Annotated in this window: 22 protein-coding genes, 2 pseudogenes and 1 riboswitch; of the genes and pseudogenes, 10 read left to right on the top strand and 14 right to left on the bottom strand. The window is 59.9% G+C overall.

Going from position 1 to position 21711, the window contains the following annotated elements; all coding sequences use genetic code 11:
- Positions 1 to 85: 85 nt before the first annotated feature.
- A complete protein-coding gene (locus FJV47_RS14570; RefSeq protein ID WP_159614243.1) occupies positions 86 to 1540 on the top strand; it encodes a catalase in 1455 nt (484 codons plus the stop codon).
- A 35-nt stretch (positions 1541 to 1575) separates the two neighbouring features.
- Here the strand turns inward: FJV47_RS14570 and FJV47_RS14565 are convergent, their stop codons facing one another.
- From FJV47_RS14565 to FJV47_RS14545, 5 genes are all read right to left on the bottom strand, one after another.
- The gene (locus FJV47_RS14565; RefSeq protein ID WP_159614241.1) at positions 1576 to 2082 is read right to left on the bottom strand and encodes a 2'-5' RNA ligase family protein; all 507 of its coding nucleotides are present in this window, start codon (positions 2080 to 2082) and stop codon (positions 1576 to 1578) included.
- Positions 2082 to 3089 carry a tryptophan--tRNA ligase gene (gene trpS / locus FJV47_RS14560; protein ID WP_159614239.1) on the bottom strand — a complete coding sequence of 336 codons (1008 nt, stop codon included), beginning with the start codon at positions 3087 to 3089 and terminating at the stop codon, positions 2082 to 2084. The genes FJV47_RS14565 and trpS overlap by 1 nt, the downstream gene beginning before the upstream one ends.
- Before the next feature lie 9 nt (positions 3090 to 3098).
- On the bottom strand, positions 3099 to 3938 hold the full coding sequence (locus tag FJV47_RS14555; RefSeq protein WP_159614237.1) for an exodeoxyribonuclease III: 840 nt from the start codon (positions 3936 to 3938) through the stop codon (positions 3099 to 3101).
- Positions 3939 to 4027: 89 nt separating this feature from the next.
- The gene (locus tag FJV47_RS14550; RefSeq protein WP_159614235.1) at positions 4028 to 4525 is read right to left on the bottom strand and encodes a hypothetical protein; all 498 of its coding nucleotides are present in this window, start codon (positions 4523 to 4525) and stop codon (positions 4028 to 4030) included.
- A gap of 81 nt (positions 4526 to 4606) precedes the next feature.
- A complete protein-coding gene (locus tag FJV47_RS14545) occupies positions 4607 to 5386 on the bottom strand; it encodes a GAP family protein (protein WP_159614233.1) in 780 nt (259 codons plus the stop codon).
- A 109-nt stretch (positions 5387 to 5495) separates the two neighbouring features.
- Between FJV47_RS14545 and FJV47_RS14540 the strand changes: the two genes are divergently transcribed.
- Together FJV47_RS14540 and FJV47_RS14535 are read left to right on the top strand one after the other, a co-directional pair.
- Positions 5496 to 6650, top strand: coding sequence for a sensor histidine kinase (locus FJV47_RS14540; protein WP_159614231.1), 1155 nt, complete (start codon positions 5496 to 5498; stop codon positions 6648 to 6650).
- Entirely contained in the window at positions 6647 to 7321 is a 675-nt protein-coding gene (locus FJV47_RS14535) for a response regulator transcription factor (protein WP_159614229.1), read from the top strand. The genes FJV47_RS14540 and FJV47_RS14535 overlap by 4 nt, the downstream gene beginning before the upstream one ends.
- Here FJV47_RS14535 and FJV47_RS14530 read toward each other — a convergent pair.
- Positions 7269 to 7625 (bottom strand): VOC family protein, encoded by a 357-nt coding sequence (locus FJV47_RS14530; RefSeq protein ID WP_159614227.1) that lies wholly within the window; start codon positions 7623 to 7625, stop codon positions 7269 to 7271. The two genes, FJV47_RS14535 and FJV47_RS14530, sit on opposite strands and share 53 nt — an antisense overlap.
- 33 nt (positions 7626 to 7658) lie before the next feature.
- A pseudogene (locus FJV47_RS14525) lies at positions 7659 to 8059 on the bottom strand (LysR substrate-binding domain-containing protein).
- Here FJV47_RS14525 and FJV47_RS14520 point away from each other — a divergent pair.
- Positions 7988 to 8419 (top strand): annotated as a pseudogene (locus FJV47_RS14520) (hypothetical protein); the annotation flags it as partial. The pseudogenes FJV47_RS14525 and FJV47_RS14520 sit on opposite strands and share 72 nt — an antisense overlap.
- Before the next feature lie 58 nt (positions 8420 to 8477).
- Here FJV47_RS14520 and FJV47_RS14515 read toward each other — a convergent pair.
- Both FJV47_RS14515 and FJV47_RS14510 read right to left on the bottom strand, forming a co-directional pair.
- Entirely contained in the window at positions 8478 to 8795 is a 318-nt protein-coding gene (locus tag FJV47_RS14515; protein ID WP_159614225.1) for a TM2 domain-containing protein, read from the bottom strand.
- A gap of 131 nt (positions 8796 to 8926) precedes the next feature.
- Positions 8927 to 9790, bottom strand: coding sequence for a bifunctional methylenetetrahydrofolate dehydrogenase/methenyltetrahydrofolate cyclohydrolase (locus FJV47_RS14510; RefSeq protein WP_159614223.1), 864 nt, complete (start codon positions 9788 to 9790; stop codon positions 8927 to 8929).
- 143 nt (positions 9791 to 9933) lie between these two features.
- On the opposite strand from FJV47_RS14510, the gene FJV47_RS14505 reads away from it, so the two are divergent.
- The 3 genes from FJV47_RS14505 to FJV47_RS14495 are packed head-to-tail and all read left to right on the top strand — an operon-like array spanning position 9934 to position 12412.
- Positions 9934 to 10992: an FAD-dependent oxidoreductase gene (locus tag FJV47_RS14505; protein ID WP_159614221.1), complete on the top strand. Its 1059-nt coding sequence runs from the start codon at positions 9934 to 9936 to the stop codon at positions 10990 to 10992.
- A 47-nt stretch (positions 10993 to 11039) separates the two neighbouring features.
- Positions 11040 to 11885, top strand: a complete 846-nt coding sequence (purU, locus tag FJV47_RS14500) for a formyltetrahydrofolate deformylase (RefSeq protein WP_159614219.1) — start codon at positions 11040 to 11042, stop codon at positions 11883 to 11885.
- Between the two features lie 11 nt (positions 11886 to 11896).
- On the top strand, positions 11897 to 12412 hold the full coding sequence (locus FJV47_RS14495) for a gamma carbonic anhydrase family protein (RefSeq protein ID WP_159614217.1): 516 nt from the start codon (positions 11897 to 11899) through the stop codon (positions 12410 to 12412).
- Here the strand turns inward: FJV47_RS14495 and FJV47_RS14490 are convergent.
- The 5 genes from FJV47_RS14490 to FJV47_RS14470 all read right to left on the bottom strand — a co-directional run bounded on the left by FJV47_RS14490 (position 12405) and on the right by FJV47_RS14470 (position 18933).
- Positions 12405 to 14054 carry an HNH endonuclease signature motif containing protein gene (locus FJV47_RS14490; protein ID WP_235026484.1) on the bottom strand — a complete coding sequence of 550 codons (1650 nt, stop codon included), beginning with the start codon at positions 14052 to 14054 and terminating at the stop codon, positions 12405 to 12407. The genes FJV47_RS14495 and FJV47_RS14490 overlap by 8 nt on opposite strands.
- Positions 14055 to 14116: 62 nt before the next feature.
- Positions 14117 to 14980: an AraC family transcriptional regulator gene (locus FJV47_RS14485; protein ID WP_159614215.1), complete on the bottom strand. Its 864-nt coding sequence runs from the start codon at positions 14978 to 14980 to the stop codon at positions 14117 to 14119.
- A 68-nt stretch (positions 14981 to 15048) separates the two neighbouring features.
- Positions 15049 to 16281 carry a cystathionine gamma-synthase gene (locus tag FJV47_RS14480; RefSeq protein ID WP_159614214.1) on the bottom strand — a complete coding sequence of 411 codons (1233 nt, stop codon included), beginning with the start codon at positions 16279 to 16281 and terminating at the stop codon, positions 15049 to 15051.
- A complete protein-coding gene (locus FJV47_RS14475) occupies positions 16281 to 17582 on the bottom strand; it encodes an O-acetylhomoserine aminocarboxypropyltransferase/cysteine synthase family protein (RefSeq protein ID WP_159614212.1) in 1302 nt (433 codons plus the stop codon). Before FJV47_RS14475 ends, FJV47_RS14480 begins: the two co-directional genes overlap by 1 nt.
- Before the next feature lie 94 nt (positions 17583 to 17676).
- A riboswitch (SAM riboswitch) is annotated at positions 17677 to 17767 on the bottom strand.
- Positions 17768 to 17991: 224 nt separating this feature from the next.
- Positions 17992 to 18933 carry a LysR family transcriptional regulator gene (locus FJV47_RS14470; RefSeq protein WP_159614210.1) on the bottom strand — a complete coding sequence of 314 codons (942 nt, stop codon included), beginning with the start codon at positions 18931 to 18933 and terminating at the stop codon, positions 17992 to 17994.
- Positions 18934 to 19054: 121 nt separating this feature from the next.
- Here FJV47_RS14470 and FJV47_RS14465 point away from each other — a divergent pair, with 121 nt between their 5' ends.
- From FJV47_RS14465 to FJV47_RS14455, 3 genes are read left to right on the top strand one after another with little or no spacing between them, the layout of a single operon-like run.
- Positions 19055 to 20047: a putative oxygenase MesX gene (locus FJV47_RS14465; RefSeq protein ID WP_159614208.1), complete on the top strand. Its 993-nt coding sequence runs from the start codon at positions 19055 to 19057 to the stop codon at positions 20045 to 20047.
- 17 nt (positions 20048 to 20064) lie between these two features.
- A complete protein-coding gene (locus tag FJV47_RS14460; protein WP_159614206.1) occupies positions 20065 to 21105 on the top strand; it encodes a methionine synthase in 1041 nt (346 codons plus the stop codon).
- Entirely contained in the window at positions 21092 to 21640 is a 549-nt protein-coding gene (locus FJV47_RS14455; RefSeq protein ID WP_235026483.1) for a flavin reductase family protein, read from the top strand. Before FJV47_RS14460 ends, FJV47_RS14455 begins: the two co-directional genes overlap by 14 nt.
- Positions 21641 to 21711 lie beyond the last annotated feature (71 nt).

Below are 21711 nucleotides of genomic sequence, written 5' to 3'. Positions count from 1 at the left end.
GCTTTTTGCATGCCTTTAGTTCCTTCGCCGATCGTGGCACGATGGGTAGTACTCGCCTTATTTCCCTTTGAGCTAAGGAGTACTAATGGCCAACAACAAACCCGATTCAACTACTCAAGCCGGAATTCCGGCGGTCAGCGACCGTAACTCGCTCACCGTAGGTGCAGATGGCCCCATCGTTTTACACGACCACCACCTGATTGAGACCCTGCAACATTTCAACCGGATGAACGTGCCCGAACGTCGACCGCACGCCAAAGGCTCCGGGGCCTTCGGGGTCTTTGAAACCACCGAGGATGTCTCGGCCTACACCAAGGCGGCACTGTTTCAACCCGGGGTAAAAACCGACATGCTCGCCCGGTTCTCCACCGTCGCTGGCGAGCTGGGCTCCCCCGACACCTGGCGCGACGTGCGCGGCTTCGCACTGAAGTTCTACACCACCGAGGGCAATTTTGATCTGGTCGGAAATAACACCCCGGTCTTCTTTGTCCGCGACCCGATGAAGTTCCCGCACTTCATCCGCTCGCAGAAGCGGCTGCCCGATTCCGGGCTGCGCGATGGCACCATGCAGTGGGACTTCTGGACGCAGAACCCCGAATCCGCCCACCAGGTCACCTACATCATGGGCCAGCGCGGCCTGCCGAAAACCTGGCGCGAGATGAACGGCTACGGCTCGCACACCTACATGTGGGTCAACGCGGCCGGGGAGAAATTCTGGGTCAAGTACCACTTCCTGAACAAGCAGTCCGAGAAGTTCGAGACCATGCGCGGTGCGCAGGCCGAGGAGCTGGCCGGGGCCGACGCCGACTTCCACCGCCGCGATTTGTTCGAGGCGATCAAGGCCGGCAACTTCCCACAGTGGGACCTGTACGTGCAGGTCATGCCCTACGAGGACGCGAAGACCTACCGTTTCAATCCCTTCGATCTGACGAAAACTTGGTCCAAGAAAGACTATCCGCGGATCAAGGTCGGTACGATGACGCTGAACAAGAACCCGGAGAACTTCTTCGCGCAGATCGAGCAGGCGGCGTTCTCGCCGGGGAACATGGTCCCGGGCATGGGGATGAGCCCGGACAAGATGCTGCTGGGCCGCAATTTCGCCTATGCGGACGCTCAGCGCTACCGCATCGGCACCAACTTCCAGCAGCTGCCGGTCAATAAGCCACAGTGCCCGGTGCACTCGTACAACTTCGAAGGGAATATGACCTACGAGCACACCGGCGATCGCAGCGTCTACGCGCCGAACTCCTTCGGGGACTCGTGGAGCGATGAAACCGGTCCGGCGGAGAACTCCTTCGAATCCGACGGCGAGCTGGTCCGCGAGGCCTACACGCTGCGCAAGGACGACGGGGACTTCGTCCAGCCCGGCATCCTGGTCCGAGAAGTGATGGACGATGCACAGCGCGCCGAGCTGGTCGAAACCGTCACCGGGGCGCTGGACGGCGTGATCGAGCCAGTGCTGTCCAACGCGATCGAGTACTGGAAGAACATCGACGCCGACACCGGAGCGAAGATCGAAGCCAACGTCCGCGCCAAGTAATGAAAAAACGCCAGCCGAGAGGCTGGCGTTTTTTGCTAGGCACCGAGTGCGATGTCCTCGCTGAGGTTCCATTGCCCGCCGCGGGTATCGAAGAGCTGCACCCGATCGGCCTCAAACACCATGTCCACCGTGGACAAGGCCGCCTGCGCGGCATCCAAGTGCTGCGCTGGCACGTTCTGCGCGATGGTCAGGTGCGGATGGTAGGCGAAGGAGGATTCGTGGCGCAGGGCGTCGCCGAGCAGCTGCTGGTGCAGCTGCCAGCACTGATCGGCGCCGGAGAGCAACGGCAGGTACACCACGTCGCTGGCAGGGCGGAAAGACCGCGCCGCCCCCAGCTCGATGGTGAAGGGCTGCATCCGGGTGGCCACGTCGCGCACGTGCGCCGCCGCTTTACCCCAGGTCGTCAGGTACGACCCAGACACCAAGGTGATATGCGGGGCAATCGGCGCGGTGGCTTCTCCCCCAAATTCTTGGCGCCAGGCACGCAGAGTATCCCGGTGCGGTTGCGGCACCGGGATCACTACGCCCAGGGTGTATTCCATTAGTTCCCCAGTGGCGGCAGGAAGCCGACCTTCTCGTACACTTCGGCCACGGTCTTCGACGCCACTTCGCGAGCCTTAGCAGCGCCGGCCAGCAACAGACGGTCCAGCTCTGCCGGATCGTCCAGTAGCTCCAATGTGCGCGTGCGGATCGGAGTCAGGCGCTCGACTACGGCGTCTGCCACGGCGACCTTCAGGTGGCCGTACATCTTGCCGTCGAACTCCTCGACCAGCTCGGGTACTTGGCGTTCGGTCACGGCGGCCAAGATGTCCAGCAGGTTGGAGACCCCTGGCTTTTCCTTCTTGTCGTAGGCGATCACGGTACCGGTATCGGTCACCGCAGACTTGATGCGCTTGGCGATCAGCTTCGGCTCGTCCAACACGTTGATCAGGCCAGCGGGCGACTCGGCCGACTTGGACATCTTGGAGGTAGGGTTTTGCAGATCGTAGATGCGTGCGCCCTCCTTCGGGATGAACGCCTCCGGCACGGTGAAGGTTTCGCCAAACCGGTGGTTGAAGCGCTTGGCCAGGTCGCGGGCCAGCTCCACATGCTGACGCTGGTCATCGCCCACCGGAACGCCCTGTGGCTGGTAGAGCAAAATGTCTGCGGCCATCAAGATCGGGTAGGTGAAAAGTCCCACGCTGGAAGCATCGGCCCCACCCTTGGCTGACTTGTCCTTAAACTGGGTCATGCGGCTGGCTTCACCAAAACCGGTAATGCAGTTCAGTACCCAAGCAAGCTGCGCATGTTCGGGGACCTGGGACTGGACGAAGAGTGTGGTCTTGTCCAGGTCGATGCCGCCGGCAATGAACTGTGCGGCGGTCTTGCGGGTGCGGGCGCGCAGCTCGGCAGGATCCTGCTGCACGGTGATCGCGTGCATGTCAGGGATGAAGAAGAACGCATCATACTCGTCCTGGGTTTTGACCCAGTTGACCAGCGCGCCGAGGTAGTTACCTAGGTGTAGTGAGTCGCCCGAAGGCTGCATGCCCGAAAGTACGCGGGATTTCATGGTGTTTCCTTAAAACTGGTAGTCGACGACCAGCGGTGCGTGGTCGGAGAAGCGCAGGTCATAGGCCGAGGCGCGGTCAACATGGGACTTGATGGCCTTCTCGGCTAAGCCCGGGGTGGCCATGTGGTAGTCAATACGCCAACCGGCGTCGTTGTCGAAGGCCTGCCCACGGTAGGACCACCAGGTGTAGGGGCCCTGTGCGTCGCCTGCCAGCTGACGGGCCACATCCACGTAGCCCACCGCGCCGAAGAAGCCGTCGAAGTAGGCGATCTCCTCGTCCATCACGCCGGCGCGCTTATTGTGGTTCGGCTTCCAGTTCTTAATGTCCTTTTCGGTGTGTACGACGTTGAGGTCGCCCACTACCAGCACGTGGTCCTTCTGCGCTGCCAACTGTGGCAAGTGTTCGGTCATGCGCTGTAAGAAACGGTACTTGTCATCTTGCTTTTGCGTGCCCAGCTCGCCGGAATGTACGTAGGCGGAGACCACGGTGAAGATTTCGCCGTTGACCTCGAAGTCGGCTTCTACCCAGCGTCCGGAGTCGGCAAAGTACTCGTCGCCGATGTTTTCACGCACTGCTACTGGCTCAACGCGGGAGAGGATCGCTACTCCGGCGCGGCCTTTATCCTTGGCTTCGGCATGCAAAATATGCCAACCATCGCCGATCAATTCGCGCATCACCTTATCCGGTGCGCGCACCTCCTGCAGGCACAGGATGTCGACGTCACGATCCGCGACCCATGCGGCCATGTCCTTGCGGTAGGCGGCGCGAATGCCGTTGACGTTGACCGAGGCGACGCGCAGGGCGCCGGCGTTCTTGCTCAGAATTTCCACGCTGGTTGGTATCACCATTCAAGCTTACAAAACTCTGCGCCCGAAAACGTGCTGATCACCCCTGAGCCGAAAACAAAAGGGCAACGCGTGTGCGTTGCCCTTTTGGCTTAGTCGATAATCTCGCCGTCCATTGGTTTGGCCGGCTTGATCATGTCCCGCGCATTGGCGGCAGTCATCTGGATCGTCTCCAGTGCCCGATCGATCATGCCCTCGGATTCGGCGATGGCCGCCTCACGCTGTTCGGAAATGACCCGGGCCTGCACCTGGACGATCTTGAAGGAATGATCCAGCTTCATATCGCGCTGACTGGTGGATTCATCCACGATCACGGTGCCGGACTGGGCCCGCGGGGTGGCCGCAGCGGTGGCTTCGCGCAGCGAATTGTTGATCTTATCCGCCCCGCGCTTGAGGCCAAACATCATGAAGGCGGCCAGCAGCAGCCAACCGGCGGAGATGATCACGACAAACCAGCCGACGATCGCATTGGAGTTGGCGGCGAAGATAACTGCCACCAGAAAAACAATGACCATGACGGACATTGCCAAAGTTGATGCGTTGAGGGTGATTTTTTTGCCCTGCTTCGCGCTGCTGCCTAGAGGTTCCATACCTTCAATTCTCGCACCACCGGCGCGCGGTGCGCTAATTGAGCGCCCGCGCTTTCGCCCACAGCGTGGCTCGCCGAACACCTAGTTGAACAAGCTCTGCAGGTCTTGCCCGGAAAGGCAGGCGCGAATCAACAAGTATCCACCGATGCCCACCACCCAGCCGAGGGTTTCTTGAGCGTAGCGTGCGGCCTTCTCCCCCAGTTTGCGCATCCAGTTTTCGATCCGTTCACCGGCGAGCGCACGGGCGGCAACCAGCACCAGTGCCGGGACGATCATCACCAGGCAGTATCCGATCAGTGCGAGCAGCTGCACCCCGGTGCCCCAGCCGGTACTTTGCATCACGCCCACGGCCGCTAGGTACGGAAGCATGGTGGGAAGTTCTAAGAGTCCGGCGAATAGGGCCAGCGCGATCAACCCCGTGCGGGTATCCAGTGCAGTTGCTAAACGGCTGTGTAGGCGTCGCGGGAGCTGTTCGGTGGCGACCGGTGTTTGCGCACTGTTAGTTCCCTCAGTTTTCTTTAGGGCACCATTTTTCTTCCGAGCGTCAGCTTCCTTTTGCGCATCGGTACGGTAGGTTAACGCCCAAATAATCATCACCACCCCGAGCACCACCCCTGAAATCCTGAAGAAACGGTGCTCAAAGATACGGGGATCAATCAGTAGTAGCCCACTACGCAGTAACACCCCGATCACCCAGTAGAACCCGGCAAGCACCAACAGGTAGATGATGACCTTGGCGATCACCTCACGGCGCCCGCGCAGCAGGAGCAGTAGCGGGATGATCAGGGTGCCGATGCTGGTCGAGTCGATGAGCGCAAGGATGACTAGGGAGAGTTCGGGATTGCTCGTCATGATGTCCATGACTTCCACTGTTCTACGCTGTTCGGGCTTGCGGTATCGGCCAATGGTCTGTGCCTTCTCCTCCTTAAGGGGGATACCTGATGACCGACAGTTCGGGGATGCTGGAAGCATGAACTTCATTCGACGGATCGGCAGCGGAGATAAGGAACCCGAGGTCATCGGCACTTACCTAGTGCTCACCGTCATCTTGCACCTTTCCGGGATCGTCAATTCCCCTTCTGTCGCAATCCGCGGCTACGAGTGGATTCCCCTATTACTCATCGGTTTGGCTGCGATCCTGATTCGTCGCCGAGTGCTTCTTACGGCCACAGTAATCATGTTCCTCGCTGGCATCGGGTTGCTGCTCGTGGGGAGTATAGGCGGTTACTTCCTGATCTTTGAATGCGTCTTCGGCCTATTCCTGCTCGGTTCCACCCGGCTTCGAACCTGCGGGCTAGTGCTGTTGTGTTTGGGTTCCCTCGCGCTGGGGATCGCCACGTGGCTTAACACCCAGAACCCGCAGGAGGTAGTCCTGAGCCTGTTCATGGCCGGTTTCATTCTTTTTACTCCGATGCTCTGGGCGGAAAATGTGCGTACCGCCAAGGAGCTGGCGAAAACCGAAGCGCAAAGAACACAGGCGGTGCAGTTAGCTGCGGTAGCACGCGAGGACCAGTTGGTGGCGGAGCATGATTTTTCGCGGGTCCAGGAGCGCACCGCACTGGCCCGTGAAATGCACGACGTACTCTCGGCCCGGTTCTCGTCTATCGCCCTGCTCTCCGGAGCCTTACTTCCTTCCGCGCCAGATTCCGTGCGTGAACCCCTTCAATGCATCCGTGATGAGTCCGTGTCTGGTTTGGAGGACATGGTCGCGATGGTGCGGATGTTGCACGAGGGTGGGCCAGCATTGCAGGCACGGATCGAGGATTTACCGGACCTGGTGGCGGGGTTCGGCAGCCAAGTACGTTGGGAGTATCAGGTGGCTGATCCCCAAGACTTTAGCCCGGCGGTTCATACCGCAGCGCACCGCACGGTGTCTGAACTACTGGTCAACCACGCCAAGCATGCTGCCGGGACGACCTTGGAGCTGAGCGTAATTCAGGACGGGGACTTGGCCATCACGGCGCGTAACCCGGTGGTAGCCAATCCGAGCACCGCGCCGGGGGCCGGGATCGGGCTAGAAAATATTCGCACCCGCGTGCAGGCCCTGAATGGGTCCTTCAAGGTACACCGTGGCACAGAGTTTGTGGTCACGGTCCACTTCCCTGCAGTATCGGAGAAAGCATGAAAGTACTGATTGTTGATGACCATGCCACCGTGCGTATGGGCATCAGGTTGGTATTGCAGGCGGCGGCGGATGTGGAAGTTGTCGGGGAAGCTGGTGACGGGCGTAGCGCGATTTCCATGGCTCGGGCGCTGAACCCGGATGTTATTTTGATGGACCTGCGCATGCCGCGGCTCGACGGCATTGAGGCCACCAAGGTGCTGCATGAGAGCTATCGGGTGGTGGTGCTGACGACTTTTGATGATGACCAGTACCTTTTTGGGGCGTTACAGGCCGGGGCACACGGGTTCTTGCTCAAGAGCGCTGAACCGGAGGCGATCATCATGGGCGTGCGGGCCGCCGCGCGCGGCGAATCCGTCCTCGACCCGCAGGTGACCTCGCGGATTGTGTCCCGGGCGCTGGCTTCGCAAACGCTGGCCTCGGACACCGACTACACGTTGCCCGATGACTTAACCGGCCGGGAGCGCGAGGTACTCGACGGGCTGGCGCAGGGCTTGAGCAACCCACAATTGGCGCAACTTTTGGGCATTGGGCAGAGCACGGTGAAGTCCCATGTCTCTCAGGTGCTGGCTAAGCTGGGGGTCTCCACGCGCTGGCAGGCGGCGAAGATCGCCTACGGTGCTACCAGCTCACCAGGCAAAAAGGGTGGTCCTGCGGATCCAGGTACACCCTGAAGGTCTTGGTGCCTTCGCCGGTGGCGCGGGCGCCTAGGTGCAGGACCTGTTCTTCGGCGAGGTCCAAATCGGCGACTTTCACATCCAGGTGGGCTTGTTGCGGGTGGATGTGCCCGGGCCACTGCGGGGCAACGTACGGGCTGACCGCTTGGAAGGCCAGCCCCGGCCGATCCGGGGCGTCGCCGATCGATACCCAGTCCGGCTCGTTATCGATCCGGACCATGCCTAGAAGCTGTTCGTAGAATGTGGCCAGTGCATCGGGGTCTTCACAATCGATGACCATGGCCTGCCATGTGCCAATCATGTGGCCATTATGCGCGCGAGTTATCGCCTGCGTCTACCAGGATTCAGCCATTGCACAGCGGCAGTGCTCGATCAGTGCCTGCACGCGGGCCGGGATGCGCACCGAGTTCGGGGTGATGGCCACAACTGCGTTGAGGAAGTTCGGGGTTTTGAGTTCGCGGAAAGCTAGCGGTCGGCCCTCCACGGAGACCTGCGTGTTATTCGGCCGGCGCATGAGTAACCCGTAGCCCAGTCCGCGGCCGACCATGGCGGAGACCAGGATCATCTGCGGGACGGAGGCGACGATCTTTGGGGTCAGTCCCTGGGAGGCGAAGAGCTGGAGCTGGTGGTCGGTTCGGGCTCGTAAATGATCAGTGGTTCTGCAGCCAGGTCCGCCAATTCCAGCGGGCGCTTAAGCTTGGCCAACCGGTGCTCTGGGCGCAGTACTACCTGCATTTCGCTCTATTCTCTATCGGGCTGGATCTAACCTACGGCCCGCAGGCAGCCCTGTACTCCGAGCTCTTCCCCGCCTCGGTACGCTTCTCCGGGGTGTCCATCTCCTACGCGATCGGCGCGATTCTGGGCGGCGCGTTTGCTCCGACCATCGCTCAGGCGCTGGTGCAGGCCACCGGCGGCACCACCGCGGTGGCTGTGTACCTCTTGGTGGTCGTGGCCACCTCCGTCACCGCGGTCTCGCTGATTCGCGATCGCGCCGGAATCGACTTGTCCTTCCGCAACCAGGCGGAGCAGGAAGTGGGCGCCCTGATTACCGATAAGCGCACCGTCGAGTCAGTGAAAACGGTTCAAGAGGTTTAAAGGTTAGGACACAGCAGGGGTCCGCTCGGTGTGCGGACCCCTGCTGTGTCTTAAGAGATTACTGGAACGAGCGAGTCGCCTGCTGGTTGATCCGCTGCACGGTGCCCGGGATCGTGAACAGGTCGATAATCAGCAAGATCCACAGCACGGCCAACGGCACCCAGCCAATCAGGATGAATGTTGTCGCCCAGCCGATAATGCCCAGTGCTAGGTAAACAACGCCGGCCACTACCTGACCGAGGTAGAACTTGTGGATGCCTAGCTGGCCCAGGAAGAACCACAGCACGTAGGCCAGCAGAGTGCTCTTCTGGTTGACCACCACGATGTGGTTGTTAATCTGGATGGGGCGTTCATTCTGTTCGTAATTCTGTGTCATGTGTCCCTTTAGTGATGATGCGATGGCCGAAAACCCGACTCACCTCACTTTATCCGACGAGTGGAACATCCACTATGACGTTTACGTTGGGTACACAAAAGCCCGCATCGTGAAATGCGGGCTAAAGGTGCTTAGCGAGCGTTACGCTCGGCGGCTTCCACCACGTTATTCAGCAGCATCGCGCGGGTCATCGGACCCACGCCACCCGGGTTCGGGCTGATCCAGCTGGCCACCTCGGCTACCGCCGGATCAACATCGCCGGTGACCTTGCCGTCCACGCGGGAGACGCCCACGTCGAGCACGATCGCGCCAGGCTTGATGGCGTCGGCCTTGACGATGTGAGGCACTCCGGCGGCGGCGATGACGACATCGGCCTGCGCCAAAAGTTCTGGAAGGTTAGTGGTGCCGGTGTGCGCCAGGGTGACCGTCGCGTTGACGTTGCGGCGGGTCAGCAGCAGGCCGACCGGGCGGCCGATGGTCACGCCGCGACCGAGTACCAGCACGTGCTTGCCGTTCAGATCGATATCGTGACGAGCCAGCAGGTCCACACAACCCAGCGGGGTGCACGGCAGCGGCGAGGACATCGGGCGGTTCACGTTGGCCACGAGGCGGCCGAGGTTCATTGGGTGCAGACCATCGGCATCCTTGGCAGGATCCATGGCCTCCAGGATGACGTCCTGATCGATGTGCTTAGGCAGGGGCAGCTGCACAATGTAGCCGGTGCACTCCGGGTTTTCGTTCAGTTCCTTGACCTTGGCGAGCAGCTCGTCCTGAGTGGTTTCCTCGGGCAGATCCACGCGGATGGACTCGATGCCGACCTCGGCGCAGTCCTTGTGCTTGCCGCCGACGTACCACGCGGAGCCCGGATCGTTACCCACCAAAATGGTGCCCAGCCCGGTGCTGTGACCGTCGGCCTTCAACTTGGCCACACGTTCAGCAAGTTCCTGCTTGATTCTGGCCGCGGTGGCCTTGCCGTCGAGAATGCGTGCGCTCACGCGTGTCCTTCCGTAGGCGCCTTGATGCCAAGGCGGGTGGTGTGCAAACCCAGGCGCGCGGCTCGCACGATTAGCTCCCCGGTGGTTCCCCACCTAACGCCAGTCACGCGTTTAAGTGTATCGGGAATCAGGGCGCGTTCCACTTGGTTACCTATGACGTGTACTCAACAATTGTGATCGGCGCCGGACAGGCCGGCCTGTCTGCCGCCTACCATCTGGCCAAGCGCGGCGTGGACTTTTTGGTGCTCGATGCGAACTCCGGGCCCGGGGGCGCGTGGCAAAACCGCTGGGACTCGCTCACCTTAGGCGCCGCACACCACATTCACCCGTTGCCTGATTTCCCGCTACAAGTTCAAGACTCAACGCGTCCAGCTTCTGCCGTGGTTAAGGAGTACTACGGAGAATATGAGCGGCGCTGTAACCTGCCGGTGAAACATGGCTCCACGGTCAGCACGGTACGGCAGGTGGACGGCCACTTTGAGGTGCACGCCGATCAGGTTTATACCGCCCGCACCATTATTAACGCCACCGGCACCTGGACCAATCCGTTCTGGCCGGTCTATCCCGGGCACTTTGACGGGTTGCAGGTACATACCAATGGGTTTGTTGCGCCTTCACAGTTTGCGGGCAAGCGGGTGTTGGTGGTGGGTGCTGGGGCCAGTGCCACCCAGTTCATCGTGCAACTGCGTGAGGCCGGGATCGACACGCTCTGGTCCACTCGTAGTGCGCCGGATTGGCGGGATTCTGTCGGCACCGAATGGGGTCTGGAAGTAGAGCGTCAGGTCAATGAGCGCACTCGGGCCGGGTTGCCGCCCAAGTCGGTCGTGGGGACCACCGGGCTGTTGCTCAATGCGAAGATGCGGGCCGGGATTGCCTCCGGGGCGCTGATTTCGCGGGGGAAGATCGCCCGCTTGGAGTCTGACGCGGTGGTGTTTACCGATGGCTCGCGGGAACAGATTGACGCGATTCTCTGGGCCACCGGGTTTAGGCACGCGCATCGGCATTTGCGTGAGTTGAAACTGCATACCGCGGCCGGTGGGATCGTGATGGCGGAGGATGGTGTGAGCGCCGCGGCGATGCCGGGGATGTTTCTTGTCGGCTACGGCGCCTCGGCCTCCACACTGGGTGCCACGCGGGCCGGGCGCAAGGCGGCACTGGCGGCTTCAAAATACCTTGCTGGGCTGTCGGTGGACGCAACGTAGCTCACTGAATTGGTAGAAAATTGTTGGCGGGCGCTACCTTAGAATTCATGAACCAGTACATCGTCACCCTGTCTTGTCTTGACCGCCCCGGCATTGTCCACGCGATTTCGGGAGGTCTGCTGGGTGCCGGTTGTAACATCACCGAGTCTCAGCAGTTCCTCTCCCCTGAGACCGGCACGTTCTTCATGCGCATCGCGGTGGACACCGAACAGTCGCTGGAAGCTACGCGTGCCGGCCTATCTCCTATTGGCGAGCAATTCGAGATGGACCTCTCGGTGGCTGACGCCGGTGATCGGGTACGCACCATGATCATGTGCTCCAAGGCCGGGCACGCACTGAACGACTTGCTCTTCGCCCAGCGGGCCGGAACCCTGGCCATCGAGGTGCCGGTGATCGTCTCCAACCACCTGGATTTGAAACCCATGGCAGACTTCTACGGGGTGGACTTTGTACACCTGCCGGTGACCAAAGAGAACAAGGCAGAAGCTGAAGCGGAGTTGCTGAAGCTGGCCGAAGAGCATGACATCGAACTGGTGGTGCTCGCCCGCTACATGCAGATCCTCTCCGACTCACTGTGCGAGAAGATGGAGGGGCGCGTGATCAACATTCACCACTCCTTCCTGCCGTCATTCAAGGGCGCCAAGCCTTACCACCAGGCCTACGCGCGCGGCGTGAAGCTGATCGGCGCCACCGCGCACTACGTCACCGCGGATCTGGATGAGGGGCCAATCATCGATCAGGAAGTCACCCACGTCTCGCACACCCGTACCGCCGAGCAGTTGGTGGAGCTGGGGCGCAGCGTGGAAGGTCGTACCCTGACTCGCGCGGTGCAGTGGCATGCCGAGCGTCGCGTGATGCTCGACGGGCAGCGCACCATCGTCTTCTCCGGATAGAGTTAGGTGGCATGAGCCACATTATTACTATTGATGGGACGACCCCACAGGTCGGCGAGAACGTATTTGTTGCACCAACCGCCGTGCTCAGCGGGGATGTAGTGCTCGCGGATCAGTCCAGCGCCTTCTACGGGGTATCGGTGCGCGGGGATTCGGCGGCCATTCGCGTGGGCGAAGGCACCAATTTGCAGGACAACGTGGTGCTACACGCCGATGCCGGTTACCCCTGCACTTTGGGTGCGGGCGTCTCGGTGGGGCACTCCGCGGTAGTGCACGGGGCCACCGTGGGTGATGGCTGTTTAGTGGGCATGAGCGCGACCATCATGAATGACGCGGTGATCGGTGAGCAGTCGCTGGTGGCTGCCGGCGCACTGGTGCTGGAGGGCACCCAGGTTCCCCCACGGTCACTGGTCGCCGGAGTTCCGGCCAAAGTCCGCCGTGAACTGACCGAGGCGGAAGTCGCCGGGTTGAAGGTGAACGCAGAGCACTACCTAGAGCTCTCGGCCAAGCACCTGGCGGCTAACTAGCAGCGAATTCCACCTCTAGCTCTCCTGCACGCCAACGGGCGGTCATCGACTCTGCCATAGCTTCAGCTTCCAGGGCCTGGCTCGGCGTCATGAAATAGGTGTTGATCCGCAATTTCTGTTCGGGGTCCAGTTCCCGGGAGAGCAAGACAAGTGGACGGCTGCCGGGGATTTTGACCGTCCGGAAGAGCGAGCAGTGCCGGGCGATGTGGTGGATCGGGCAGTTCAAGTCCGCCGAGGCGATGTCCGTGCGCCCGCCTTTCTCCCATGGGTCCAGGTGGTCCAGTTCGCAGCGGCTGGCGGGCATGGAGCAGCCCGGGTAGGAACAGCCTCGGTAGGCGGCGCGGATGGCTCGACCTTGGGCCTTGGAGAATAAGCGTTGGCTTCGACCAAGGTCCAAGGGTAGCGAGGCGCCACTGAGTACCACCGGGTAGATGCCGGCGTTACACAATGCGGCCCTTGCTTCGCCTGGGGTCAGCGGTATGCCCGTGGAGCTGACCGCAAAATCCTGGGCTTGGCTTTGCATCTTTTCCCAGTTCATCACGATGCTCACTTGGGTTGATGGTAACTCTGAGCCCGATGACTTGGTCATCAGCAGAGCCATCAATCCGGTCAACCGGCGACGTTCGGGCTTCATATCTTCCCAGACCTCGGGTGCCAACTGAGATCGCTCGGTATCCTCCGGTTCAGCCTCGGCCTCATTCGCGCCGGTTGCATTCCCGTCGGGCGGGGCTCCCGGCGGGGAGCCGCCGGCCCATTCGGGCATCGACTCCTCATCGTCCCAGTCGCTGGGTTCACCGGTGAATTGAGATTCGGCGTCCTTGAGCCGTTCGCGATTCCCGGCCACCGTGGCGGGGTTATCCAATGTGGCCAGATAGGCCTCGATAAAGGCAGCTTGTGAGGGCAAGAGACGCAGGACGTACTCCACTAGGCCATGGCGCATGCCTCGTTTGAAGATGCCAATGCTATCAAGCAGGGCTTTGAGTGGGCGTTTGCCGGCTTTGACTTCAGAGACGAGGTCACTGATGTGCTTGCGGGCGGACTTGGGTTCAGAGCGTAGGAAAGCCATGGCGTCGGCCTGGAGTTGCTCTTTTTTCTTTTGACCGGCCTTGCCTGTGCCCAAATCTTTGCGCGCGGAATGGAGTTTGGTAGCCGTGGCGGCTACGGGCTGTGGGTCAACCGATGGATCGGCAAACTCTTGGGCGAGTTCAGGCAGCCAGGGTTCGGTGCGTTGGCCGGCCTCATCAACACCGCCTATCAGGCAGTCGGCCAGGACCATGCGGGCACCGGCGGTGCTGCGCGGGATGTCCAACCAGTCATACATCAGCGAAGTGGCACTTTTGAAGTGGGTGCGCCCGGTGGTGGTGTGGCCTTCGGCAGCGTGAATTTGAGCCAGTGTGGGGTTGGTGCCGGCGTCGGTGATGGCTTGGAAGGACGCCTGGTCAAGTTTGTGAGCGCCGGTGCGGCGTAAAGCGTCGGCAGCCTGAATCTGCGCGCGCATTTGATGCTGAGCGGTGTGCTCGGTAAGCAAGGCGTAGTAGGCGGCGTGGCCTGGTGGAAGATCGGCGGTGGCAAGCACAGCGTTAGCCGAGGCGATGAGTTCGCCCGCCTCGACCAAGTTCTTGAGCGCCTGTGCTGTGTCCATAGATACGAGCATGCCCCGCGGAAGGGATCCGTGGGGCATGCCAGCACAAGGTGTGGATAAACTTAGGCCGCTTCCACCGGAAGCCAGAGCTCACAGGTAGCGGAGCTGAAGTCGGCGGCCCGATCGAGCACGGCGACAATGGACGGGCCCGGACGTAGACGCCACGGGTTGGACGGGAACCACGAGGTGGCGGTGGCCGCCCAGAGTTCTTGCAAGGCCGCAGGGTAGGGACCGCTTACGCGGAAGACCACCCAGTGACCGGCCAGAACCTCGATGGCGTCGAGGTCTTCGGGCACCGGGCCCTCAGGCACCGCGACCCCGTGCAGGTAGGTCAGCTCACTGCCTTCTTGGTAGTCCGGGTCGACCTGGTCACTGACCTGCAGCAGCCCAGCCGGATCGGCCGAGGAGAGTGATTTGAGCCGGGCGTGCTCGGCCACCGGGATGGAGGCGATGTGGTTTTGGATGTGCGGGTTGGGTCCCTGATGGATCAGCGGGACCTGTGCGGCATATCCGATGAGCTGGAAGTCATCTCGTTCTACTATTCGTGCATCCATGGGCTGTTTCCCTTCAACGTGCAGGCTGAACCTGATAATTGGTTGGCTTCGAAGGGGGCCACCATGCTCGCGGATCTCTGCCACGGACGCGCCATGCACAGCGCGGAAGGCGCGAGAAAAAGCTTCGGCCGAACCATAGTCGTAGCGGATCGCGATGGATAGCAGATCATCACCGGCCAGCAAGTCCGCGGCGGCTTGGGTCATGCGCCGGCGGCGAATGTACTCGGAGACCGACATGCCGGCCAGCGAGGAGAACATCCGGCGCACGTGATATTCGGTCGTGCCTTCAGCACGCGCCAAATCAGCGAGGTTGATCTGCGTACGCAGGTTCGCCTCGATGTGCTCGATGAGCCGATTAAGAATTCCGATCATGTCTCCACCCTTCCCTATTAACTATTGCTGTGGGAAGGGTGGTGCCGCCCGATAATCGCGGTTCGAAATTATCGAGCGGTTTCCAGAGTCTTTTCGGACGCATTGAGAGATGACGCTGTCCGAGACGCGGCTCCAGCCGAAGCGGTACGGGCGGCAACTAAGCCACGGGAAAGGTCAGCGATGAGATCTTCGACCTCTTCGATACCCACCGAGAGGCGGACCAGATTGGCTGGGATTTCCAATGGGGTACCAATCAGCGAAGCGTGGGTCATTTCGCGCGGGTAACAGACCAAGGATTCGACTCCACCTAGGGAGACCGAGAGCTGGAAGTACTCCATGGACTCGGCGAAGGCGCGGGCTGCTGCTTCATCGGTCAAGGCCACCGAGACGATGCCACCAAATCCGCGTTGCTGTCGGGCAGCCAATTCATGCCCCGGGTGGGATTCTAGGCCCGGGTAGTACACGCGGGTAACTTCAGGCTGGGCATCAAGCCAGCGGGCCAGGGCATCAGCTGAGGCGCAGTGGCGTTCCATGCGCAGGCCCAGGGTTTTCAGTCCGCGGGCGGCCAGGTAGGAATCCTGCGGTCCGGCCACCGCTCCCCCAGCGAACTGCTGGTAGCCCACGGCTTCGGCCAGGCACTGCCCGCGGAAGATGTGGTCGGCCACAATCACCGCGCCACCTAATACGTCGGAGTGCCCGCCAATGTACTTGGTGGTGGAGTGCACCACCGCGTGGGCGCCAAAATCTAGTGGGCGCTGTAGATAAGGAGTAGCAAAAGTATTATCCACCACCAGCAGGGCGCCGTGCTCGCGGGCGATTTCAGCCCATCCGGCCAGATCGGCGACGCCCAGTAGTGGGTTGGACGGGGTCTCGACCCACAATAGTGCGGTGTTTGGCTGCACGGCAGCACGTACCGAATCCAGGTTGGTGATGTCCACCGCCGAGGAGGTGATGCCCCATTTGCTGTGTAGCTTGGAGATCAACCGGTTGGTGCCGCCGTATCCGTCGGCGCCGAGGATGATGTGATCGCCCGGTTCCAGTACCGCGCGCAGTAGGGCGTCTTCGGCAGCGATGCCCGAGGCGAAAGCGAAACCGGCGGCGCCACCTTCTAGTGCGGTGAGCTGAGCTTGGAAACCATCGCGGGTTGGGTTGGAGCCTCGGGAGTATTCATGCCCGGTTCGCAGGACGTTAATACCGTCTTGAATGAAGGTGCTGGTCTGGTAGATCGGTGGGACGACCGCGCCGGTGTGTGGGTCTTTTTCCTGGCCGGCGTGTACGGCCTGGGTGTTGAAGCCAGTCATTATGCTCCTTGAGTTTGTGGGGCCAGAGCTTGCTCGAGGGCAGCGTCAAGGGCCTGGGTGATATCGGCAAGCAGGTCGGCAGGGTCTTCGAGCCCGACCGACAGGCGCAGGGTGGAAGTGTTCAGTCCGGCATCGGCCAGTTGGGAAGCTGAGAGTCGGCAGTGGGTCATGGTGGCCGGGTGCGAAATCATGGTGCGGGTATCGCCCACATTGGCGGCCAGTGAAATGAACTTCAGCGAATCAATGACAGCGGAGACCAAAGATGGGTGGGCCAGTTCGATGGCCAGCACACAACCGGTACCCTTGGGGGTCAGCTTGGCGGCCAGCTCGTAACTTGGGTGCGACGGCAGGGACGGGTGATGGATGCCAGCGATGCCCGGATGAGCGGACAAGCCTTCAATCAATGAAGTCACGCTGCGCTGCACGTGCGCGGCGCGCACCGGCAAAGTTTCGATGCCGGCCAAGATGCCTTGGGCGCTGGCTGGTGCCAGAGCCGGACCCAGATCGTGCAGGAATTTGGAGCGAACCAGCATGGCGTAGGCCGCTGATCCGTGACGTTCCAGTAGCGAAGTGTTATTCAGTCGTACGCGGGGTGCGGCGATTTGTGGCCAACGAGTAGCGTCGGAGAAATCGAACTTGCCCGAGTCCACCACGATGCCGCCCAAGACCGAACCGTGTCCGGCCAAGCCCTTGGTGGCTGAGTGCACCACGATGTCCGCACCAAAGTCGAGTGGGCGAATGTTCAGTGGAGTAGCCAGGGTGTTATCCACGACCACCGGGATGTTGTGTTCGTGGGCGATAGCTGAGATGGCGGGAAGATCAGCCACTGTACACAGCGGGTTGGAGACCGACTCCAGGAAGAACGCGCGGGTGTCGGACTCGATAGCAGCTGCCCAAGCCAAAGGATCAGCTTGGTCAACAAAGCTGACGCGGATACCGAAGTCAGCGAAGGTGTCGGTGAACAAATCAACGGTGCCACCGTAGAGAGAGGAGGAAGCAACAATGTGCTTCGGCCCCTGGGTCAGGGCCAATAGCGACAGGGCCACGGCGGACTGGCCGGAGGCGGTGGCGACCGCTTGGGCACCGCATTCAAGGGCAGCCACACGCTGTTCAAGGATTGAAACGGTCGGGTTGCCGGTGCGTGAGTAGGTGAAGCCAGATTGACGCAAAGCGAATTTTTCAATCGCTTCTGCGTGGGACTCAAACTGATACGCAGCGGAGTTGTATAGCGGTGGCACCATCGGGCGGAAATCTCCGCTCGGACGGTAACCTGCGTGGATCGCGTCGGTTCCTTGGCTCATGGCTTCCTCTCGTTTCTCAGCGAGGGAGTGCACCGAACTATGAATCGTACCGAACGGGTACGAGGCACAGTGCGCTAGGTAAGCGTTCGGGACTGCTCCATCGTCTCTGGCATTAGCACCTTTCGGTTCCCCGATGGTTGCTGCGACGTCAACGAGCCAGATCTCTTAGTCGCTCTTGATGGGTTGTTGTTATTCCATGGTTGGCCATGAGCATTTATCGATGCAAGCGCTATTGAAGCTCGGGCTTCATAGAAGGCCACCGCGCTTCATATGTCGCGAAATTGTCATGATGACGCTGTGTCCCAGACCCCTTTATGACAGAGCTAAGGAGTGGAGAAGCCTGAATTTTCAAGGATTTAGGCCAAATTTATGACGCCACGAAGGGTGAAGATGACAGAGTATTACAGTTTTAGCCCAGTACCTCGACGTCGAAACTGGCCACCACGGCACGTACTTCAGCCAGGTAACGCTGGGCTTGCTCGGTCAGTGGAATTCCGGCGTGATCGATCCAGCCGATCTCAATGCGCTCATCAATGTCCAGCGGGATAGCAACGATAGACGGGTCAAGTTCGTCGCTGATGATGCCGGTGGAGATGGTGTATCCGCCCAGACCGATCATCAGGTTGAAGATGGTGGCGCGGTCCGAGACCTGAATTTCACGTTGGCTTGAGCGGGTGGAGAGTACCTCTTCGGCGAAGTAGAACGGGTTGTTCGCTCCCTGGTCGAAGGTGAGCCGCGGTAAATCCTCAAGGTCTTCCAGCGTGGCCTTCTTCCGGCTGGCCAGGGGGTTGGTGCGGGAAATGAAAATGTGCGGGTCAGCCAAGAACAGTGGGTGGAACACCAGTCGTGATTCACGCAAAAGCTTGTCGATGACTTTGCGGTTGAAGTCGTTGCGGTACAGGATCCCGATGTCACTACGTAGGGTGCGTACGTCTTCAATGATCTCCTCGGTGCGGGTCTCGCGCAACGAAAACTGATACTCCTCGGCTCCGCTGGCTTGGACCATGCGCACAAAAGCATCGACTGCGAACGAGTAGTGCTGGGTGGAGACACCGAGTAGTCGTCGAACTGAGGGCCGGCCGAGGTAGCGGTGCTCTAGAAGTTCTACCTGTTCCAGGACCTGCCGGGCATAGCCGAGGAATTCCGCGCCTTCGGCGGTCAGTGCCACTCCCCTAGGTGAACGGACCAGCAAGGTGCGTCCCACCCGTGATTCGAGCTCTTTCATGGCCGCGGACATACTCGGCTGAGCGACGTAAAGCAGATCGGCTGCAGCGGAGATTGACCCCTCGGCAGCGACTGCGGTGAAGTACCTCAAATGTTGGAGTGTTAGACCATGCGTTCCCTGAACCATAGTTTGAGTCTATATCAATCCATAGTTATATCGAGTTACCTGATATCAATTTTGAGACTGCATGATGGACGCATCGACCTACTCCCGGCCTGCGCAAGGCCCCAGCAAGAGATTGGCCATCATGGCAGACGAATTCAGCTTCAGCATCAGCACGACCAAATTTGACGAAAACTACACCCCCTCAACCGATTCGCGCACCACCACAAACTTCGCGAATCTGGCCCGTGGTGAGCACCGTCAGCAGAACCTGCGCAACGCCCTGACGATGATCAATCGCCGCTTCAATTCGCTGGCTCACTGGGACAATCTTGAAGGCGACCGCTACGAGCTGGAGCTAGAAATCATCTCCGCCAACGTGCACTACACCCGCGAAGGTGTAGAGCAGCAATTCCCACTTCTTGAGGTTCTAGACACCACCATTGTGGACCGCCTCACCGGCACCCGAACCCACGGAATGGTCGGCAATAATTTCTCCTCCTACGTTCGCGATTACGACTTCAGTGTGGTGCTTGCAGCAGCCGCCAACGACTCCGGCGCACCAAAGTTACGTGAAGATTTCGGTGACCTTCATGGACAACTTTTCCAACATTTCTTGGATTCTGAAGCTTATAAAGAGCGCTTTAACCAGCTGCCAGTGGTTTGCATCAGCGTCTCCACCTCCAAGACTTACTACCGCTCGGGCAACAGCCACCCAGTGCTCGGCCTGGAATACCAACAGGATGAGCATTCTTTGACCGATACCTACTTCGGCAAGATGGGCCTGAAGGTTCGTTACTTTATGCCTGCCGGCGCGGTAGCCCCACTTGCTTTCTACTTCCGCGGTGACTTACTCAATGACTACACCAACCTGCAGTTGATCAGCTTGATCAGCACCATGGAGACCTTCCAGAAGATCTACCGCCCGGAGATCTATAACGGCAACTCGGTGGCTCCTTCGGTCTACCGCCCATCCTTGAGCGCACAGGACTTCGCTCCAACTCGCATTGAATATGACCGTGAAGAACGCACCCGCCTGGGTGCCAGCCAGGGTAAGTACACCCAAGAGCACTTCATCGCACCAAATAAAGAATTACTGACCCAATTCTCCGCGACTTGTCCACTGCCAGTCGCCTAAGAATCGAGAGACAAATAATGACTTCAAAGCTAATCCCCACCTCAATTGTCGGCAGCCTACCTAAGCCTTCATGGCTTGCACAGCCCGAGGTCCTCTGGTCCGATTGGAAGCTTTCGGGCAGCGAGCTGACCGAAGGTAAGCACGACGCGATGCGTGCAGCTGTCTTGGAACAAACTCAGCGTGGCATTGACATCATCAGCGACGGTGAACAGACTCGTCAGCACTTCGTGACCACCTTTATCGAGCACCTGAGCGGTGTTGATTTCGAAAAGCGTGAAACCGTGCGTATTCGTAACCGTTATGACGCTAGCGTGCCTACCGTAGTGGGTGCCGTAGAGCGCGAAAAGCCAGTCTTTGTTGAGGACGCAAAGGTCTTACGTTCATTTACCGATAAGCAGATCAAGTGGACCTTGCCTGGCCCAATGACCATGGTTGATACCTTGTATGATGCTCACTACCAGAGCCGCGAAAAGCTGGCTTGGGAGTTCGCCACCATTCTGAACCAGGAAGCCAAGGAACTCGAAGCTGCTGGCGTGGATGTCATCCAGTTTGATGAGCCAGCCTTCAACGTCTTCTTTGACGAAGTTGCTGACTGGGGAATCGCCGCTCTGGAGCGCGCTTGCGAAGGACTCAAGGCTGAAACTGTTGCTCATATTTGCTTCGGTTACGGCATCAAGGCCAACAACGATTGGAAGGCTACCTTGGGCGCACAGTGGCGCCACTACGAGAAGTCGTTCCCACTTCTGCAGGCTTCAACCATCGATACTGTTTCGCTGGAATCCCACCACTCGAATGTGCCCATTGAAGTTGTTGAAATGGTGCGTGGCAAGAAAGTCATGCTCGGTGCTATCGACGTGGCCAGCGAAACCGTGGAAACCCCAGATGAGGTCGCACAGACTCTGCGTAAGGCACTGGAATTTGTAGATGCCGACAAGCTCATTGCCAGCACTAACTGTGGCATGGCGCCATTCCCACGCAAGGTTGCACTGGAAAAGCTCAGTGCGTTGAGCGCCGGAGCCGCTGTACTGCGCGAGGAGCTTGTCGGTGCCAGCGTCTAAAGTCACGATTGACGCAACCGACTCACTGCCAGCAGAAGACTTCAAAGCAGTCTTTCGTGGGCACCCCGGCGGGGTCAGTGTCATTACGGCCGATGCTGGAGACGGGCCGGTTGCCCTGACCGCAACATCGGTGGCGTCAATCAGCGTAGATCCGCCATTACTGGTCTTCTCAATCTCGGCACTCTCTTCTGCCTCTGACGTACTCTCTCGTGCTCAGACAGTCGTTGTTCATTCCTTGGATGTCCACGACATTGAATTAGCAAAATTGGGCGCTACCAGCGGTATTAATCGTTTTGCGCAGGACCAAACGTGGACTCGATTGAGCACCGGAGAAACAGTCTTTGACAACGTGCGCGCTTGGGTACGTTGTGAAGTAGTGGAACGCATCCAGGCAGGGACTTCAACGGTCATCGTGGCTCGCGGACTGCAGTCACACATCGCACGAGACGCCCAGCCAGGCGAGCTTGGTGACGCTTTGGTTTACCACAACCGTTCGTGGCACCACTTGAATGCCGACTCGCATTTAGGGCACTAATAGGCAAATAGCTGATGCTGGGAACCACCCGTCGGTGGTTCCCAGCATCAGCTATTTAATTCACGCGTTTA

Source organism: Glutamicibacter sp. JC586 (genome assembly GCF_009805585.1).
GTDB lineage: Bacteria > Actinomycetota > Actinomycetes > Actinomycetales > Micrococcaceae > Glutamicibacter.
The sequence above is the reverse complement of the archived record's forward strand: the minus strand, read 5'-3'. Positions and strand labels throughout refer to the sequence as shown.

Excerpts from the sequence above, each read along its gene's own strand:
- FJV47_RS14570 (WP_159614243.1), top strand. The coding sequence starts at position 86 with ATGGCCAACAACAAACCCGATTCAACTACTCAAGCCGGAATTCCGGCG.
- FJV47_RS14565 (WP_159614241.1), bottom strand. The coding sequence starts at position 2,082 with ATGGAATACACCCTGGGCGTAGTGATCCCGGTGCCGCAACCGCACCGG.
- trpS (WP_159614239.1), bottom strand. The coding sequence starts at position 3,089 with ATGAAATCCCGCGTACTTTCGGGCATGCAGCCTTCGGGCGACTCACTA.
- FJV47_RS14555 (WP_159614237.1), bottom strand. The coding sequence starts at position 3,938 with ATGGTGATACCAACCAGCGTGGAAATTCTGAGCAAGAACGCCGGCGCC.
- FJV47_RS14550 (WP_159614235.1), bottom strand. The coding sequence starts at position 4,525 with ATGGAACCTCTAGGCAGCAGCGCGAAGCAGGGCAAAAAAATCACCCTC.
- FJV47_RS14545 (WP_159614233.1), bottom strand. The coding sequence starts at position 5,386 with ATGGACATCATGACGAGCAATCCCGAACTCTCCCTAGTCATCCTTGCG.
- FJV47_RS14540 (WP_159614231.1), top strand. The coding sequence starts at position 5,496 with ATGAACTTCATTCGACGGATCGGCAGCGGAGATAAGGAACCCGAGGTC.
- FJV47_RS14535 (WP_159614229.1), top strand. The coding sequence starts at position 6,647 with ATGAAAGTACTGATTGTTGATGACCATGCCACCGTGCGTATGGGCATC.
- FJV47_RS14530 (WP_159614227.1), bottom strand. The coding sequence starts at position 7,625 with ATGATTGGCACATGGCAGGCCATGGTCATCGATTGTGAAGACCCCGAT.
- FJV47_RS14515 (WP_159614225.1), bottom strand. The coding sequence starts at position 8,795 with ATGACACAGAATTACGAACAGAATGAACGCCCCATCCAGATTAACAAC.
- purU (WP_159614219.1), top strand. The coding sequence starts at position 11,040 with ATGAACCAGTACATCGTCACCCTGTCTTGTCTTGACCGCCCCGGCATT.
- FJV47_RS14495 (WP_159614217.1), top strand. The coding sequence starts at position 11,897 with ATGAGCCACATTATTACTATTGATGGGACGACCCCACAGGTCGGCGAG.
- FJV47_RS14490 (WP_235026484.1), bottom strand. The coding sequence starts at position 14,054 with ATGGACACAGCACAGGCGCTCAAGAACTTGGTCGAGGCGGGCGAACTC.
- FJV47_RS14485 (WP_159614215.1), bottom strand. The coding sequence starts at position 14,980 with ATGATCGGAATTCTTAATCGGCTCATCGAGCACATCGAGGCGAACCTG.
- FJV47_RS14480 (WP_159614214.1), bottom strand. The coding sequence starts at position 16,281 with ATGACTGGCTTCAACACCCAGGCCGTACACGCCGGCCAGGAAAAAGAC.
- FJV47_RS14475 (WP_159614212.1), bottom strand. The coding sequence starts at position 17,582 with ATGAGCCAAGGAACCGACGCGATCCACGCAGGTTACCGTCCGAGCGGA.
- FJV47_RS14470 (WP_159614210.1), bottom strand. The coding sequence starts at position 18,933 with ATGGTTCAGGGAACGCATGGTCTAACACTCCAACATTTGAGGTACTTC.
- FJV47_RS14465 (WP_159614208.1), top strand. The coding sequence starts at position 19,055 with ATGGCAGACGAATTCAGCTTCAGCATCAGCACGACCAAATTTGACGAA.
- FJV47_RS14460 (WP_159614206.1), top strand. The coding sequence starts at position 20,065 with ATGACTTCAAAGCTAATCCCCACCTCAATTGTCGGCAGCCTACCTAAG.